A 14,408-nucleotide genomic window follows, 5' to 3' on the forward strand; every position below is an offset into this window, starting at 1 on the left:
GAACGATGGAGTACTTATGACTAAGAAATATTTTGGCACCGACGGCATTCGTGGTCGTGTGGGCGAATACCCTATTACTCCAGACTTCATGCTCAAGCTCGGCTGGGCGGCGGGCATGGCTTTCCGCAGCATGGGGGCTTGCCGTGTGCTGGTAGGTAAGGACACGCGTATCTCTGGGTACATGTTCGAGTCGGCTCTCGAGGCGGGGCTATCTGCTGCCGGTGCAGATGTCATGCTGTTGGGGCCGATGCCAACTCCGGCTATCGCCTATCTGACGCGCACCTTCCATGCGGAGGCCGGGATTGTCATCAGTGCTTCGCACAATCCCCATGATGACAACGGCATCAAGTTCTTCTCGGGTGAGGGCACCAAGTTGCCTGACGAGGTGGAGTTGATGATCGAGGAGTTACTGGATGCGCCCATGACCGTGGTGGAGTCGAGCAAGCTCGGCAAGGTGTCGCGGATCAACGATGCATCGGGACGCTATATCGAGTTCTGCAAGAGCAGCGTGCCATCGAGCACCAGTTTTGCAGGCTTGAAGATCGTCCTGGACTGCGCTCATGGCGCCACCTACAAGGTCGCGCCGAGTGTGTTCCGCGAGTTGGGTGCGCAAGTCACGGTTCTATCTGCGCAGCCTAATGGCTTGAACATCAACGAGAACTGCGGTTCGACTCATATGTCGCAACTGCAGGCGGCGGTCCTGGCTGAGCACGCGGATCTGGGTATTGCCTTTGATGGCGACGGTGACCGGGTGCTGATGGTCGACCAGACCGGTGCAATTGTTGACGGTGATGAGCTGCTGTTCATCATTGCCCGGGACCTGCATGAGCGTGACAAGTTGCAAGGCGGTGTGGTCGGGACGCTTATGAGCAATCTGGGGCTGGAGCTGGCTCTGGCGGATCTGGGTATTCCTTTTGTCCGGGCCAATGTCGGCGACCGTTATGTGATTGCTGAGCTGCTTGAGCGCAACTGGTTGGTGGGTGGAGAGAATTCCGGCCACATCGTGTGCTTCCGCCACGCGACCACTGGTGATGCGATCATCGCCGCGCTTCAGGTGCTAATGGCGCTCAAGGCGCGTGGTGAAAGTCTGGCGCAATCACGCCAAGGACTGCGCAAATGCCCTCAAGTGCTGGTCAATGTCCGTTTTGGTGGTGGCGAGAGCCCGGTTGAGCATCCTGCTGTGAAAGAGGCTTGCGAGCGCGTTACGACCGCTATGGCGGGGCGTGGTCGGGTTCTGTTGCGCAAGTCCGGTACTGAGCCGCTGGTGCGTGTCATGGTCGAAGGTGACGATGAAGCACAGGTTCGCGCTTATGCTGATGAGCTGGCAAAACTGGTTGCTGAAGTTTCTGCCTGATTTCGGCTTGCCAGTGTTGTTTTGGTTGGGTAACATCTGCGCCCACTTTGACCGACGAGGTACAGCATGCGTCGCCCTATGGTAGCTGGTAACTGGAAGATGCACGGTACCCGCGCCAGCGTCGCTGAGCTGATCAACGGCCTTCGTCATCTGGCCTTGCCAAGCGGTGTTGATGTCGCGGTATTCCCGCCTTGCTTGTATATCAATCAAGTGATTGATGGCTTGAAAGGCAAGTCGATTCAGGTCGGCGCGCAGAACTCTGCGGTGGAATCCATGCAAGGTGCGTTGACGGGCGAAATCGCCCCGAGTCAATTGGTGGACGCAGGTTGTTCCTTGGTGCTGGTTGGGCACTCTGAGCGCCGCATGATCATGGGCGAGCGGGACGCGACGCTTAACCGCAAGTTCGCGGCAGCACAGGCTTGTGGCCTGAAGCCGATTCTGTGTGTGGGGGAGACCCTCGAGCAGCGCGAAGCGGGGAAGACTCTGGAAGTTGTCGGGCGTCAGCTGGGCAGCATCATTGAAGAGTTGGGTGTTGGCGCATTCGCCAGTGCTGTTATCGCTTACGAGCCGGTCTGGGCCATTGGTACCGGGCTGACTGCAACACCGCAACAGGCGCAGGATGTGCACGCAGCCATTCGCGCGCAGTTGGCGGCAGAGAATTCTGAAGTGGCACGAGGAGTGCGGCTTCTATACGGCGGCAGCGTGAAGGCGGCCAATGCGGTCGAACTGTTCGGCATGCCGGATATCGATGGGGGGCTCATTGGTGGAGCTTCCCTGAATGCAGATGAGTTCGGTGCGATCTGTCGCGCCGCGGGAAACTGAAAAAATGCTGGAAACAGTCGTAGTCGTTTTTCATCTGCTGGGTGCCCTGGGCGTAGTTGCTCTGGTTTTGCTGCAGCAGGGTAAAGGTGCGGATGCTGGCGCGTCTTTCGGTGCAGGTGCTTCAAATACTGTGTTCGGAAGCCAAGGTTCCTCTACCTTTCTTAGTAAGTTTACTGCTATACTTGCCGCCGGTTTCTTCATAACCAGCTTGGGGTTAGGTTACTTTGCTAAAGAGAAAGCTCATCAGCTGACTCAAGTAGGTTTGCCAGATCCAGCAGTACTTGAAGTACCAAAGCAAAAACCGGCTTCTGACGATGTCCCGGTGCTCCAAGAGCAAAAGTCGGCCAATAGTGCGACTGACGTACCTCCAGCTCCAGAGCAGAAGTAAGAAGAGTTTCACGCAGTAACGTAGTCTATGCCGAGGTGGTGGAATTGGTAGACACGCAACCTTGAGGTGGTTGTGCCCATAGGGTGTAGGGGTTCGAGTCCCCTTCTCGGTACCAATTGTCAGGAGAGCCCGCGGTTGCGGGCTTTCTTGTAGGTGGAAGGTTACATTGACCCAAAAAGGGATCAGTCGTATACTTCCGCCCCAGCTTTGTCGCGGGGTGGAGCAGTCTGGTAGCTCGTCGGGCTCATAACCCGAAGGTCGTCGGTTCAAATCCGGCCCCCGCAACCAGTTTTAGCGGAGCCCCTTTTCAGGGGCTTTTTGTTAGCTGGACACTTTATAACGCCGCTATTCAACGGCGTTTCCGGGATGGGCGCTTCGCCCATTTTTTATTTGCACAAGCATGCACGAGGGGGTTCAGGTGTCGAGCAAGCTAGAACAGTTGCAGGCCTTGTTGGCCCCGGTGGTCGTGGCCCTTGGCTATGAATGCTGGGGTATTGAGTTTTCGGCTCAGGGTCGCCACTCATTGTTGCGCGTTTATATCGATAAAGAAGGCGGCGTGCTGGTGGACGATTGCGCCATCGTCAGCCGTCAGATCAGCGGTGTTCTCGACGTAGAAGATCCAATTTCCGTTGAATACACCCTTGAGGTTTCCTCTCCTGGCATGGAACGCCCACTGTTCACCCTTGAACAGTTTGCCAAGTATGTCGGTGAGCAAGTGAAGATCAAGCTGCGCTCGCCTTTCGAAGGTCGGCGTAATTTTCAGGGCCTTCTCCGCGGGGTGGAGGAGCAGGACGTCGTGGTGCAGGTGGATGATCACGAGTTCCTGTTGCCGATCGATATGATCGACAAGGCCAACATTATTCCCAGTTTTGACTGAGACGCGGATCCCGCGGATCCAATGGCTTGCGAAAGGCGAGGCGTACGATGAGCAAAGAAGTACTGCTGGTTGTTGAGTCGGTATCCAATGAAAAGGGTGTACCGGCAAGCGTGATTTTTGAAGCGCTGGAGCTGGCCCTGGCCACTGCTACCAAAAAGCGTTTTGAAGACGAAGTGGACCTGCGTGTGGAAATCAATCGCCACACCGGTTCCTATGAAACTTTCCGTCGCTGGACGGTGGTTGAAGAAGCCGATCTGGATGATCCAGCGGTCGAGACCTGGTTGAGCAAGGCTCGTGAAACCCATCCCGACGCCAAAGTCGGTGATGTGATCGAAGAGAAAATCGAATCCATCGAGTTCGGCCGCATCGCTGCCCAGACCGCCAAGCAGGTCATTGTGCAGAAAGTTCGCGAAGCCGAGCGCGCACAGGTGGTTGATGCCTATCGCGAGCGCCTGGGAGAAATCATCTCCGGCACCGTGAAAAAAGTGACACGTGACAACGTGATCGTTGACCTGGGTAACAACGCTGAAGCGTTGCTGGCCCGTGAAGACATCATCTCCCGTGAGACTTTCCGGGTTGGCGTGCGTCTGCGTGCGCTGCTCAAGGAAATCCGCACCGAGAACCGCGGCCCGCAGCTGATCCTGTCGCGTACCGCACCGGAAATGCTGATCGAGCTGTTCCGTATCGAAGTGCCGGAAATTGCCGAAGGCCTGATCGAAGTCATGGCCGCCTCCCGTGATCCGGGTTCGCGCGCCAAGATCGCAGTCCGCTCCAAAGACAAACGCATCGACCCGCAGGGCGCGTGCATTGGTATGCGCGGTTCGCGCGTCCAGGCCGTATCCGGTGAGTTGGGCGGCGAGCGCGTGGACATCGTCCTGTGGGACGAGAACCCGGCGCAGTTCGTGATCAATGCCATGTCGCCGGCTGAGGTCGCGGCAATTATCGTTGACGAAGATGCCCATGCCATGGACATCGCCGTTGGCGCAGACAATCTGGCTCAGGCCATCGGTCGCGGTGGTCAGAACGTGCGTCTGGCCAGCCAATTGACTGGCTGGACCCTGAACGTGATGACCGAATCGGACATCCAGGCCAAGCAGCAAGCAGAAACCGGCGACATCCTGCGCAACTTCATCGACGAGCTGGAAGTTGATGAAGAACTGGCACAGGTTCTGGTTGATGAAGGCTTCACCAGCCTGGAAGAGATTGCCTACGTACCGCTGGAAGAAATGCTCAACATCGACGGCTTTGACGAAGATATCGTCAACGAGCTTCGCGCTCGGGCCAAGGATCGCTTGTTGACTAAAGCCATCGCTACTGAGGAAAAGCTGGCAGACGCCCATCCGGCCGAAGACCTGCTCTCGCTTGAGGGTATGGACAAGGATTTGGCGATGGAACTGGCGGTGCGCGGCGTAATTACCCGCGAAGACCTGGCCGAGCAGTCTATTGACGACCTGCTCGACATCGACGGCATTGACGATGATCGTGCCGGCAAGTTGATCATGGCCGCCCGAGCCCACTGGTTCGAGTAATTAGGCGCGGCCTGAGGAGAGAAGTGCATGACGCAAGTCACGGTGAAACAACTGGCCGATGAGGTCAAAACACCGGTAGAGCGCCTGCTGCAGCAGATGCGTGAGGCAGGTCTGCCGCACACCGCCGCCGAGGAACATGTGAGCGACAGTGAGAAGCAGTCGTTGCTGACTCATCTGAAAAGCAGCCACAAGGCGAAAGTGGAAGAACCACGCAAGATCACTTTGCAGCGCAAGACCACCAGCACCCTGCGTGTTGCTGGTAGCAAAAGCATCAGCGTTGAAGTGCGCAAGAAGAAAGTCTTCGTGCAGCGCAGCCCGGAAGAAATCGAAGCCGAGCGTCAACGCGAACTGGAAGAACGCCGCGCAGTAGAAAATGCTGCTCGTCAAAAGGCTGAAGAAGAAGCCAAGCGTCGCGCCGAAGAAGAAGCGCGTCGCCAGCCTGCTCCGGTTGCCGAGCCTGTTGCCGCGCAAGCTGCTGCAGCCCCTGCACCTGCGCCTGTGGTCGAAGCTGTGCAAGAAGCACCAGTGGCCGCTCCGGCGCCGGTTGCCGAGCGCAAGAAAGACGAGCAGCGCCGTCCGGACAAGTCCCGCAACGACGACAACCGTCGCAGCGGCGATGGCGAGCGCAAAAACGCTCCTCATCGTGCTTCGGTCAAGGAAAAGGCGCCAGCGCCGCGCGTTGCTCCACGTACCACCGACGAAGAAAGCGATGGCTTCCGTCGTGGTGGTCGCGGCAAGGCCAAGCTGAAGAAGCGCAACGCTCACGGTTTCCAGAGCCCAACCGGGCCAGTGGTACGTGACGTGCAGATCGGCGAGACCATCACTGTGGGCGAACTGGCCCAGCAGATGTCGGTCAAGGCGGCCGAAGTCATCAAGTTCATGTTCAAGCTGGGCACTCCAGCCACCATCAACCAGGTTCTGGATCAGGAAACTGCCCAGCTGGTTGCTGAAGAACTGGGCCACAAAGTGACCCTGGTCAGCGACACTGCCCTGGAAGATTCCCTGGCCGAGTCCCTGAAGTTCGAAGGTGAAGCGGTTGCTCGTGCGCCGGTCGTGACCGTAATGGGCCACGTTGACCACGGTAAGACCTCGTTGCTGGACTACATCCGTCGCGCCAAAGTGGCCGCGGGCGAAGCCGGTGGCATTACCCAGCACATCGGTGCCTACCACGTAGAAACCGAGCGCGGCATGGTCACCTTCCTCGACACCCCAGGTCACGCCGCGTTTACCGCCATGCGTGCCCGTGGTGCCAAGGCTACCGACATCGTGATCCTGGTGGTTGCAGCGGACGACGGCGTGATGCCGCAGACCATTGAAGCCGTTCAGCACGCACAGGCTGCCGGCGTGCCGCTGGTGGTTGCGGTGAACAAGATCGATAAGCCAGGCGCTGATCTGGACCGTATCCGCAGTGAGCTCTCGGTTCACGGCGTGACATCGGAAGATTGGGGTGGCGATACGCCGTTCGTACCGGTCTCCGCGAAAATGGGTACCGGTGTCGACGACCTGCTCGAAGCCGTTCTGCTGCAGGCCGAAGTACTGGAACTCAAGGCGACTCCTTCGGCTCCTGGCCGTGGCGTCGTGGTGGAATCCCGTCTCGACAAGGGCCGTGGCCCGGTAGCTACCGTGCTGGTTCAAGACGGTACTCTGCGTCAAGGCGACATGGTGCTGGTCGGTTCGAACTACGGCCGCGTGCGCGCCATGCTCGACGAGAACGGCAAGCCAATCAAGGAAGCCGGTCCTTCCATCCCGGTCGAGATCCTCGGCCTGGACGGTACCCCGGACGCTGGCGACGAGATGAGCGTAGTGGCCGACGAGAAGAAAGCCCGTGAAGTGGCTCTGTTCCGTCAAGGCAAGTTCCGCGAAGTCAAACTGGCTCGTGCTCACGCCGGCAAGCTGGAAAACATCTTCGAAAGCATGGGCCAGGAAGAGAAGAAGACGCTCAACATCGTCCTCAAATCCGACGTCCGTGGTTCGTTGGAAGCTCTGCAAGGCGCTCTGAACGGCCTGGGCAACGACGAAGTGCAAGTGCGCGTAGTGGGCGGCGGCGTCGGTGGTATCACCGAGAGCGACGCCAACCTGGCACTGGCCTCCAACGCTGTACTGTTCGGCTTCAACGTGCGTGCCGATGCCGGTGCCCGGAAGATCGTCGAGCAGGAAGGTCTGGATATGCGTTACTACAACGTGATCTACGACATCATCGAAGACGTCAAGAAAGCCCTGACCGGTATGTTGGGCAGCGACGTTCGGGAGAACATCCTGGGTGTTGCCGAAGTTCGCGACGTGTTCCGCTCGCCGAAGTTTGGCGCGATCGCCGGTTGCATGGTCATCGAAGGTGTCGTGCACCGTAACCGTCCAATCCGTGTACTGCGTGAAGACATCGTTATCTTCGAAGGCGAGCTGGAATCCCTGCGCCGCTTCAAGGATGACGCGTCCGAAGTACGTGCCGGCATGGAATGCGGTATCGGCGTTAAGAGCTACAACGACGTCAAAGTCGGTGACAAGATCGAAGTCTTCGAGAAGGTCCAGGTTGCTCGCAGCCTCTAACTCGCGCACTTCAAGAGCCCTGGTGGCCCGTAGCATGTTCATGCACGGCACCGCCAGCGGCCTCTAAACGCAACGCCCGGTCTGGCTCCTGCCAGGCCGGGCGTTTGCCGCTTTCAGACCACACGGGTTTCACCGTGAGGCAGTAACAGGTAACAAGACATGGCAAAAGAATACAGCCGTACCCAACGCATCGGTGATCAGATGCAGCGCGAACTGGCGCAACTGATCCGTCGCGAAGTCAAGGATCCACGCGTCGGCCTGGTGACCATCACCGCCGTGGAAGTCAGCCGCGATGTCGGTCACGCGAAGATTTTCATCACCGTGATGGGCCAGGAAAACGCCGAAGAGATCGCCCAGAGCATCAAGGTGCTGAACTCGGCGGCAGGTTTCCTGCGCATGCAACTGGCCAAGGAAATGAAGCTGCGCAGCGTGCCGCAACTGCACTTCCATTACGACGAAAGCGTGGCCCGCGGGGCGCACTTGTCGGCCCTGATCGAGCGCGCCGTGGCTGAAGACAGCCAGCATGGCGACGCGCCTGCCCCTGAAGACGCCAAGGAGTAAGCGGTGGCTCAGGTCAAGCGTATCCGTCGTAACGTCAGCGGCATCATCCTTCTGGACAAGCCGCTGGGCTTCACCTCCAACGCGGCGCTGCAGAAAGTCCGCTGGTTGCTCAATGCCGAGAAGGCTGGTCACACCGGCAGCCTCGATCCCCTGGCCACCGGTGTGCTGCCGCTGTGCTTCGGCGAAGCCACCAAGTTCTCGCAATACCTGCTCGATTCCGACAAGGGTTACGAAACCCTGGCGCAGTTGGGCAAGACCACCACCACTGCGGATGCTGAAGGCGAAGTTTTGCAGACCCGCGAAGTGACCGTTGGTCGTGCCGATATCGAAGCGGTATTGCCGGAATTTCGTGGCGAAATCAAACAGATACCGCCGATGTACTCGGCCCTCAAGCGTGATGGCCAGCCACTCTACAAACTGGCTCGTGCAGGGGAAGTGGTGGAGCGCGAACCGCGTTCTGTTACTATTGCGCGCTTGGAATTACTCGCCTTTGAAGGCGACACTGCGCGCCTGGCGGTGGACTGCAGCAAAGGCACCTATATCCGCACCCTGGTGGAAGATATTGGTGAAAAGCTCGGCTGCGGTGCTTACGTTGCAGAACTGCGACGGACCCAGGCCGGACCTTTCAGCTTGGCCCAGACGGTCACCTTGGAAGAGCTTGAAGCCGTGCACGCCGAAGGCGGCAATGAAGCGGTAGATCGCTTCCTGATGCCATCGGACAGCGGCCTGCTGGATTGGCCACTGCTGCAGTTCTCGGAGCACAGCGCGTTCTACTGGCTCAATGGCCAGCCGGTACGTGCCCCGGATGCACCGAAGTTCGGCATGGTGCGGGTACAGGATCACAACGGTCGCTTCATCGGTATCGGTGAAGTGAGCGAAGACGGGCGCATCGCGCCGCGTCGACTGATTCGGTCAGAATGACCGGACGAGGGTGGCTGTTAACAGGCACGGTCACTACTCATTTATAGATACAGGGATTTGTCCCTGGCCTGTTGAAACTGTTCTTGAACAGTTTCCTGATATAAGGATTGCCCACATGGCACTCAGCGTTGAAGAAAAAGCTCAGATCGTAACCGACTACCAGCAAGCTGTTGGTGACACTGGTTCGCCAGAAGTGCAAGTTGCACTGCTGACCGCCAACATCAACAAACTGCAAGGTCACTTCAAAGCCAACGGTAAAGACCACCACTCCCGTCGTGGCCTGATCCGCATGGTAAACCAGCGTCGTAAGCTGCTGGACTACCTGAAAGGCAAAGACCTGAGCCGTTACAGCACCCTGATCGGTCGTCTGGGTCTGCGTCGCTAATCAGCGATTGCGCTATGAGGTTGGTTGTTTGCCATGCGTCAGCGGTTTTTCCGTCGGCGTATGGCAGGCTCCCAGCCTCAAGTTTTATCTGCTGCACCGTTTTACCTGGACAATAAAGGCTGGGCCGATTCCCCGCATTGCCCAAGAATTTCGCAAGAATCAAGTTTCCCCAAGAGCCACAAAGAAGGTAGGACACCGTGAACCCGGTAATCAAAAAATTCCAGTTCGGTCAGTCGACCGTAACCCTCGAGACTGGCCGTATCGCCCGTCAAGCTTCCGGCGCAGTATTGGTCACCGTTGACGACGACGTCAGCGTATTGGTGACCGTGGTTGGCGCCAAGCAAGCCGATCCAGGCAAGGGCTTCTTCCCTCTGTCTGTTCACTACCAGGAAAAGACTTACGCTGCCGGTAAGATCCCTGGCGGTTTCTTCAAGCGTGAAGGCCGTCCTTCCGAGAAAGAAACCCTGACCTCGCGTCTGATCGACCGTCCGATCCGCCCTCTGTTCCCAGAAGGCTTCATGAACGAAGTGCAGGTTGTCTGCACCGTGGTTTCCACCAGCAAGAAGACCGATCCGGACATCGCTGCGATGATCGGTACCTCGGCTGCCCTGGCGATTTCCGGCATTCCTTTCGACGGCCCGATCGGCGCCGCTCGCGTGGCTTTCCATGAAAGCACTGGCTACCTGCTGAACCCAACCTACGAACAACTGGCTGCTTCGAGCCTGGACATGGTTGTGGCCGGTACCGAAGAAGCCGTGCTGATGGTTGAGTCGGAAGCCAAAGAGCTGACCGAAGACCAGATGCTGGGCGCTGTACTGTTCGCCCACGACGAATTCCAGTCGGTGATCAAGGCTGTCAAAGAGCTGGCTGCCGAAGCTGCCAAGCCTACCTGGGACTGGGCTGCTGCCCCAGAAGCCACCGAACTGCTGGGCGCTATCCGTGCCGAGTTCGGCGAAGCCATCTCCCAGGCTTACACCATCACCGTCAAGGCCGACCGTTACGCTCGCCTGGGCGAGCTGAAAGACCAGGTGGTCGCCAAGCTCTCCGGTGAAGAAGGCCAGCCTTCGGCTGCCGACGTCAAAGCCGCTTTCGGCGAGATCGAATACCGCACCGTTCGCGAAAACATCGTTAACGGCAAGCCACGTATCGACGGCCGCGACACTCGCACTGTACGTCCGCTGAACATCGAAGTCGGCGTCCTGCCGAAGACTCACGGTTCGGCCCTGTTCACCCGTGGCGAAACCCAGGCCCTGGTGGTTGCGACCCTGGGTACTGCCCGTGACGCACAGCTGCTGGACACCCTGGAAGGCGAGAAGAAAGACCCCTTCATGCTGCACTACAACTTCCCTCCGTTCTCGGTGGGCGAGTGTGGTCGCATGGGCGGCGCTGGTCGTCGTGAAATCGGTCACGGCCGTCTGGCCCGTCGTTCGGTCCAGGCCATGCTGCCAGCCGCTGACGTGTTCCCTTACACCATCCGCGTAGTATCGGAAATCACCGAATCCAACGGTTCCAGCTCCATGGCTTCCGTGTGCGGTGCTTCCCTGGCGCTGATGGACGCTGGTGTACCGATGAAGGCGCCGGTTGCCGGTATCGCCATGGGCCTGGTTAAAGAAGGCGAGAAGTTCGCCGTCCTGACCGACATCCTGGGTGACGAAGACCACCTGGGCGACATGGACTTCAAGGTAGCCGGTACCGCCAAAGGCGTCACCGCGCTGCAGATGGACATCAAGATCAAGGGCATCACCGAAGAAATCATGGAGATCGCCCTGGGCCAAGCCCTGGAAGCTCGCCTGAACATCCTCGGTCAGATGAACCAGATCATCGGTCAGTCCCGTACCGAGCTGTCGGCCAACGCACCGACCATGATTGCGATGAAGATCGACACCGACAAGATCCGTGACGTCATCGGTAAAGGTGGCGCCACCATCCGTGCGATCTGCGAAGAAACCAAGGCGTCGATCGACATCGAAGACGACGGTTCGATCAAGATCTTCGGCGAAACCAAGGAAGCTGCAGAGGCCGCGCGTCAGCGCGTTCTGGGCATCACCGCGGAAGCCGAGATCGGCAAGATCTACGTCGGCAAGGTTGAGCGCATCGTCGACTTCGGCGCCTTCGTCAACATCCTGCCGGGTAAGGACGGTCTGGTGCACATCTCCATGCTGAGCGACGCTCGCGTTGAGAAAGTCACCGACATCCTGAAAGAAGGTCAGGAAGTGGAAGTGCTGGTACTGGACGTGGACAACCGCGGTCGTATCAAGCTGTCCATCAAAGACGTGGCAGCAGCCAAAGCTTCGGGCGTTTAATAGTCCCCTAGCCTTACGCTGAACAAGCAAACGCCCCGACTGGTTCGGGGCGTTTTGCTATGTGCGCAAAGGCTCCTGGTTGCCGGCCTTGGGCGCCGGTGCTAGGTTTTAATCCACGCCGGTGTAGCTCAGTCGGTAGAGCAGCGCACTCGTAACGCGAAGGTCGCAGGTTCGATTCCTGTCTCCGGCACCAGATATCGAGTTTGGGGCGGTTTGCCAGTGTTTGGCCCCGCCAGCAAAGTCCCTCTAGCGCTGAATGAGCGCCCTCGAAAGATACCTCCCCAAGAAAGGTCGGCAGCCAGCTTCAACTGGTGTTGAGTTTGTCGGTTGTATTCATGACTCATTATTGATAATTGCCAGAGTTTGCTCTGAAAGTTTCAGGAGCTGCTGTTCTATTGAGCCGGGCGCTGCTGGGGTTGATTGTTGAATGGTGTGTTTTTATAGGTTCTTATGGCAGGCAAATAGTAAGCCGAACTAAGACTTCACTTTTCTATATTCGCTAGTGCGTATCGTGCTTCTAAGAGTTTGGCCGATGCTATTTAAAGTCGATGCTTTCGTAATGAGAAGGGAGTCGTACTGGGTTGCTTGTGCAAGTACTTGATGCTGCTCATGAATCAAGTGGTGCCAGCGAACGGCCTTGCCCATAATGACGGCCTGAAATCAAGGAGTGTTCAGCGTGAAGAAGTGGAAGTTGGCGTTAATCAGCGCAGTATCGCTGTCCCTCGCAGCCTGTGAGAAGGCCCCCACGTATGAGTTTGAGGGGCAGTATTTTGCAATGGAGGGCGAAGAGTGCACGACTCCAGCGAATGTGAAAGATGCTGAACAATATTATCTGGAGATCACCAAAGAAGTGCGGGGCAGAAGCGTGTTGTTCTCGGCTCATTTTCCAGCAGCTGCGAAGGCTGGACTGCCTGTTGTCAGTGCGCAAAGCGTCTCGCCCAATGATGATAACCAGCTGACTTTCAATTTTTATGAACCTAAGTCAGCCGGGACCCCTCCTGAGGCTACAAAGTTCAATATCGTGCTCTCCGTTATTCCTAATCAAAGCAAGGACGGGCACTTGTGGGTGACCAGGGCTGAAATGAATATTGCCCGCGATGGGACAGTTCAGCAGTACGACATCCTGGAAAATCTCAGAAGATTTTTCGAACTCGGCAAGGCAGGCGTTTGCTTGAGAAAAGGAACAACGACCGGCTGATCAACCTGGTTTCCTGAGGTTTCTGGCGAGTCTGTGTCTGGTGATGGCCCGGAAATCCGCCGATTTCTCGCTCATCGGTGCATCAGGTCATATAAATCGTCGCCCAAAGGTCCTATATTCGGTTGCTGTCTGAGTACCAGCATGCTGTTTTCAGATGATCCCGAATGGTTCTGAAGGCCAGATAAATCGACGGTTGTAACGGTTTTTTGCGGCAGAGAGATCCCAACGATCCAGATCCATCTTCCATTCCCATGATCAGAGAGAACGAGATGATTCCTAAAGAGGCAAGAATCGACGTAGCGCTTGAACGGTACCTGGCTGCCACGCCTTCCTTGCAAGAGGAAATCAGCGCCCTGAGCCCCGAAGAACAGAAGCAGCAAGCGCAATGGGCGTTTGAGGACGAGGCAGAGTCTCGCGGCATCGAGCCGTGGGAACTGGTGCTCGATCTGGTGGCCGAGACACCGGAGGAACTGAAGGCTATGCGCCTGGAGGTGCATCAGGAGGTTGCTGAAGCGCTGGGCATGGACCTTGAGGATTATCTGCAGCTCAACGAGATCGACAGTTGAGCCTGACGCCAGCCTTAATCAGGCTGGCGTTTTTCATGGATCAGATGCTCAGCCGCATGGACAGGTCCAGGGCTTTCACATCCTTGGTCATGGCACCGATGGAAATGTAGTCCACCCCGGTTTCGGCAATCGGGCGCAAGGTGCTTTCGTTGATTCCCCCGCTGGCTTCCAGCTTGGCCTTGCCGGCATTCAGACGCACGGCTTCGCGCATATCGTCCAGGCTCAGTTCATCGAGCATGATGATGTCGGCACCGGCTGCCAGGGCTTCCTTCAACTCCCCAAGACTTTCCACTTCCACTTCCACCGGCTTGCCCGGGGCGATCTTGTGGGCGGCGCTGATGGCCTGGGCGATGCCGCCACAGGCGGCGATGTGGTTCTCCTTGATCAGGAAGGCGTCATACAGACCGATACGGTGGTTGTGGCAGCCGCCGCAGGTAACCGCGTACTTCTGTGCCAGGCGCAGGCCGGGAAGGGTCTTGCGGGTATCCAGCAGCTTGACCTGGGTATCGGTGACAAAGTCGGCCAGATAACGGGCGCGGGTGGCCACGCCGGACAGCAGTTGCAGGAAGTTCAGAGCGCTGCGTTCGCCGGTGAGCAGTGAGCGGGCCGGGCCTTCCAGGTGGAACAGCGCCTGGTTGGGTACCACCCGCTCGCCGTCAGCCACTTGCCAGTGCACGGCAACCCGCGGGTCCAGTTGGCGGAACACCGCATCCACCCAGGCTGTACCAGCGACGACCGCCGCTTCGCGAGTGATGATGGTGGCTTTGGCCAGGCGTTCGGCCGGGATCAGTTGCGCGGTGATGTCGCCGCTGCCGATGTCCTCCAGCAACGCGCGGCGCACGTTGGCTTCGATTTCGGCGGTCAGGTCGGCGAGGCGTAGATTCGGCATAACGGGCTCCACAAACTAAGTGCGCCGATTATAGGGGCATGGGATCGGCGAACCCAAGGTGGCAAATCTCG

At 58.0% G+C, this 14,408-nt stretch carries 13 protein-coding genes and 3 tRNA genes; 15 read left to right on the forward strand and 1 reads right to left on the reverse strand.

Annotated features, from left to right (window positions below):
- Nucleotides 1–16 precede the first annotated feature (16 nt).
- From glmM to WIN67_RS04185, 15 genes are all read left to right on the forward strand, one after another.
- Nucleotides 17–1,354, forward strand: a complete 1,338-nt coding sequence (gene glmM, locus WIN67_RS04115; RefSeq protein ID WP_102861085.1) for a phosphoglucosamine mutase — start codon at nucleotides 17–19, stop codon at nucleotides 1,352–1,354.
- 66 nt (nucleotides 1,355–1,420) lie between these two features.
- A complete protein-coding gene (tpiA, locus tag WIN67_RS04120; protein ID WP_102861086.1) occupies nucleotides 1,421–2,176 on the forward strand; it encodes a triose-phosphate isomerase in 756 nt (251 codons plus the stop codon).
- A gap of 4 nt (nucleotides 2,177–2,180) precedes the next feature.
- Nucleotides 2,181–2,564 (forward strand): preprotein translocase subunit SecG, encoded by a 384-nt coding sequence (secG, locus tag WIN67_RS04125; RefSeq protein WP_015634120.1) that lies wholly within the window; start codon nucleotides 2,181–2,183, stop codon nucleotides 2,562–2,564.
- Nucleotides 2,565–2,593: 29 nt separating this feature from the next.
- Nucleotides 2,594–2,679 (forward strand) — tRNA-Leu (locus tag WIN67_RS04130).
- 96 nt (nucleotides 2,680–2,775) lie between these two features.
- A tRNA-Met gene (locus WIN67_RS04135) sits at nucleotides 2,776–2,852 on the forward strand.
- A 130-nt stretch (nucleotides 2,853–2,982) separates the two neighbouring features.
- Nucleotides 2,983–3,441 (forward strand): ribosome maturation factor RimP, encoded by a 459-nt coding sequence (gene rimP / locus WIN67_RS04140; protein WP_041120545.1) that lies wholly within the window; start codon nucleotides 2,983–2,985, stop codon nucleotides 3,439–3,441.
- Nucleotides 3,442–3,488: 47 nt separating this feature from the next.
- Complete coding sequence (gene nusA, locus WIN67_RS04145) at nucleotides 3,489–4,970, forward strand: transcription termination factor NusA (RefSeq protein ID WP_011059201.1); 1,482 nt, start codon at nucleotides 3,489–3,491, stop codon at nucleotides 4,968–4,970.
- Between the two features lie 27 nt (nucleotides 4,971–4,997).
- Nucleotides 4,998–7,514 (forward strand): translation initiation factor IF-2, encoded by a 2,517-nt coding sequence (gene infB, locus WIN67_RS04150; protein ID WP_102878332.1) that lies wholly within the window; start codon nucleotides 4,998–5,000, stop codon nucleotides 7,512–7,514.
- Nucleotides 7,515–7,673: 159 nt separating this feature from the next.
- The gene (gene rbfA / locus WIN67_RS04155) at nucleotides 7,674–8,075 is read left to right on the forward strand and encodes a 30S ribosome-binding factor RbfA (protein WP_016967778.1); all 402 of its coding nucleotides are present in this window, start codon (nucleotides 7,674–7,676) and stop codon (nucleotides 8,073–8,075) included.
- A gap of 3 nt (nucleotides 8,076–8,078) precedes the next feature.
- Complete coding sequence (truB, locus tag WIN67_RS04160; RefSeq protein ID WP_011059204.1) at nucleotides 8,079–8,996, forward strand: tRNA pseudouridine(55) synthase TruB; 918 nt, start codon at nucleotides 8,079–8,081, stop codon at nucleotides 8,994–8,996.
- Between the two features lie 115 nt (nucleotides 8,997–9,111).
- Nucleotides 9,112–9,381 carry a 30S ribosomal protein S15 gene (rpsO, locus tag WIN67_RS04165; RefSeq protein WP_011059205.1) on the forward strand — a complete coding sequence of 90 codons (270 nt, stop codon included), beginning with the start codon at nucleotides 9,112–9,114 and terminating at the stop codon, nucleotides 9,379–9,381.
- 197 nt (nucleotides 9,382–9,578) lie between these two features.
- Nucleotides 9,579–11,684, forward strand: coding sequence for a polyribonucleotide nucleotidyltransferase (gene pnp, locus WIN67_RS04170; RefSeq protein WP_041115943.1), 2,106 nt, complete (start codon nucleotides 9,579–9,581; stop codon nucleotides 11,682–11,684).
- 117 nt (nucleotides 11,685–11,801) lie between these two features.
- A tRNA-Thr gene (locus WIN67_RS04175) sits at nucleotides 11,802–11,877 on the forward strand.
- Nucleotides 11,878–12,360: 483 nt separating this feature from the next.
- Nucleotides 12,361–12,882 (forward strand): hypothetical protein, encoded by a 522-nt coding sequence (locus WIN67_RS04180; RefSeq protein WP_339070674.1) that lies wholly within the window; start codon nucleotides 12,361–12,363, stop codon nucleotides 12,880–12,882.
- A gap of 269 nt (nucleotides 12,883–13,151) precedes the next feature.
- Nucleotides 13,152–13,448, forward strand: a complete 297-nt coding sequence (locus WIN67_RS04185) for a DUF6388 family protein (protein ID WP_047283892.1) — start codon at nucleotides 13,152–13,154, stop codon at nucleotides 13,446–13,448.
- A 40-nt stretch (nucleotides 13,449–13,488) separates the two neighbouring features.
- On the opposite strand, the gene nadC is transcribed toward WIN67_RS04185, so the two are convergent.
- Nucleotides 13,489–14,337: a carboxylating nicotinate-nucleotide diphosphorylase gene (nadC, locus tag WIN67_RS04190; protein WP_102861091.1), complete on the reverse strand. Its 849-nt coding sequence runs from the start codon at nucleotides 14,335–14,337 to the stop codon at nucleotides 13,489–13,491.
- Between the last annotated feature and the right edge of the window lie 71 nt (nucleotides 14,338–14,408).

The organism is Pseudomonas idahonensis, from assembly GCF_037903935.1.
GTDB classification, from domain to species: Bacteria; Pseudomonadota; Gammaproteobacteria; order Pseudomonadales; family Pseudomonadaceae; genus Aquipseudomonas; species Aquipseudomonas danubii.